Source organism: Clavibacter lycopersici (genome assembly GCF_003576405.1).
Classification (GTDB): Bacteria; Actinomycetota; Actinomycetes; order Actinomycetales; family Microbacteriaceae; genus Clavibacter; species Clavibacter lycopersici.
The window spans coordinates 1-1,862 of record NZ_QWGT01000364.1 but is presented as its reverse complement, the minus strand read 5'-3'; the positions used below and the strand labels follow the sequence as shown (position 1 = coordinate 1,862).

The 1,862-nt window shown below is 76.0% G+C and carries 3 protein-coding genes and 1 pseudogene; 1 reads left to right on the top strand and 3 read right to left on the bottom strand.

The window, feature by feature from the left end; translation table 11 throughout:
• Both DZG00_RS15130 and DZG00_RS15125 read right to left on the bottom strand, forming a co-directional pair.
• Positions 1 to 268, bottom strand: a 268-nt coding sequence (locus tag DZG00_RS15130; protein WP_375342510.1) for a UbiA family prenyltransferase, incomplete at its 3' end; no start/stop codon positions are given.
• On the bottom strand, positions 265 to 732 hold the full coding sequence (locus DZG00_RS15125) for a GNAT family N-acetyltransferase (RefSeq protein ID WP_119382242.1): 468 nt from the start codon (positions 730 to 732) through the stop codon (positions 265 to 267). The genes DZG00_RS15125 and DZG00_RS15130, both read right to left, overlap by 4 nt.
• Before the next feature lie 56 nt (positions 733 to 788).
• Here DZG00_RS15125 and DZG00_RS15120 point away from each other — a divergent pair, with 56 nt between their 5' ends.
• Positions 789 to 1,319 (top strand): GNAT family N-acetyltransferase, encoded by a 531-nt coding sequence (locus DZG00_RS15120; RefSeq protein ID WP_119382243.1) that lies wholly within the window; start codon positions 789 to 791, stop codon positions 1,317 to 1,319.
• Positions 1,320 to 1,618: 299 nt separating this feature from the next.
• Here the strand turns inward: DZG00_RS15120 and DZG00_RS15115 are convergent.
• A pseudogene (locus tag DZG00_RS15115) lies at positions 1,619 to 1,862 on the bottom strand (hypothetical protein); the annotation flags it as partial.

Sequence of the window (1,862 nt, the reverse complement as noted above, 5' to 3'; positions counted from 1 at the left end):
CGAGGGCGGCCGCGCGCACCAGGCCGACCGTGATCTCGCCGCGCGCCACGGGCTTGTCGGCGCGGGCGACGCTGCGGTCGCGCTCGGCGTCGATCCAGTCGTTGGAGAGCCCGATGGACAGCTGCCCGAGGAGCACGGCCAGCGCCACCGCCAGCACGCGCCCGACGCCGTAGCCGAGCGCGACCGCGAGCCCCGCGGCGAGCACCGTGACGGTGGCCGTCGGCCCCGGGTGCGAGGAGAGGGCGAGGAGCCGGAGGCGGCGGATCACGCGAGCGTCAGCCCGTAGCAGCGCGAGCCCTCCGAGTCGGCGTACGCGCCGAAGCGGGGGATCTCCGTCCAGCCCTCGCGGGAGTAGAACCGCATCGCGTCGGGCTGCTCGGGTCCGGTCTCCAGCACCAGGTCGACCACGCCGAGGTCGCGCGCCGTCTGCTCGAGGGCCCGCAGCAGCGCGGTCGCGACGCCCCTGCCCCGCGCGGCCGGCACCACGTACATGCGCTTCAGCTCCGCCCACGGGACGCCGTCGCGGTCGCCGAGCAGTCGGATCGCGCCGCAGCCGACGGGAGCGCCGTCCGGGTCCCGCGCCACGAGGAACGCGGCCACGTCGGCGGCGGTGGGCTTCGTGCCGGGCTCCGTGTCGCCGCCGTAGCGGAGGTCGAGCTCGGCGCGCTGGGCGGCGCGGAGGGCGACCGCCTCGTCGTCGTCCCAGGCGACCCGGGAGATGGTGCAGTCCATGCGTCGATCCTGCCGCACCGGTCGGCGCCCCCGGGCCGCGCCGGTACCCTGCCTGCATGAGGATCCGCCCCGCCGAGCCCCGCGACATCGACGACCTGCTGGAGATCCGCAACGACGCGATCCTCCACGGCACCGCGCTCTGGACCGAGGAGCCCGTCGACCGCGCCGAGCGCGAGGCGTGGTACCGGGAGACGACGGAGGCGGGCGACCCGATCCTCGTGGCCGAGGTCGACGGCGCGTTCGCGGGCTACGGCACCTACGGGCCGTGGCGCCGGATGTCCGGCTACCGCTTCTCCGTGGAGGACTCGGTCTACGTGCGGGACGACTTCCAGGGCCGGGGCATCGGCCGCGCCCTCGTCGAGGCGGTGGTCGCGCACGCGCGGCAGGCCGGCAAGCGCGGGGTGTTCGCGGACATCGAGGCCGGCAACACCGGATCCATCCGCCTGCACGAGCGGCTCGGGTTCCGGCAGGTGGGCCTGCTGCCCGGCATCGGCTGGAAGTACGGCCGGCCGCTCGACCTCGCGATCCTGCACCTGCCGCTGGTCGACGACGACGCGGCCGACGGAGAGGGCGTCCGGGCCGGCTGATCCGCGGGGCGGACGATCGAGAGGCCCGGCACGGGGCGCGGGAACGCCACAGGTGCCGGGCCTCTCCGGGGATCACGGTCCTTCGGGGGACGGGAGATCTCCGTGGGTCCGGGAGCCGTCCGATCCGGGGGGGGGGATGGACGGACGTGCTCGTCGGGTTGCGAGCGCCAGGCCCAAGGGGGGGGTAAGGGCCGTGCGCTCACCACCGACTCTAGCCGGGTCCTCATTTATGCGGACCCGCGAGCATGGCCCCAGAAGGAGGGGCGCGGCCGGGATCGGGGTACGGCGGCCCGGCCGCCTCAGTCCTGGGACTCGTCGAGCTCGCGTCCGCCGCCGGCGACGACCGCGTCGCGGAGCGCGTGGAACTGGTCGACCGTGAGGCCGTTGCGGAGGAGGTACGGCTCGACCCCGCCGCGGCCGGCCAGCGAGTGCAGCGCCTGGATCACGGGCGCGGGATCCCCGTCGACGGCGTGCTGCGCCGCGTCGCGGACGTCGAGCCCGCCGGCCACGAGGGCGAGGGCGGCGACGAGCGCGTCCTCCGCC

Bases quoted from the DNA above. Each gene is read 5' to 3' on its own strand.
- DZG00_RS15125 (WP_119382242.1), bottom strand. From the start codon at position 732: ATGGACTGCACCATCTCCCGGGTCGCCTGGGACGACGACGAGGCGGTC.
- DZG00_RS15120 (WP_119382243.1), top strand. From the start codon at position 789: ATGAGGATCCGCCCCGCCGAGCCCCGCGACATCGACGACCTGCTGGAG.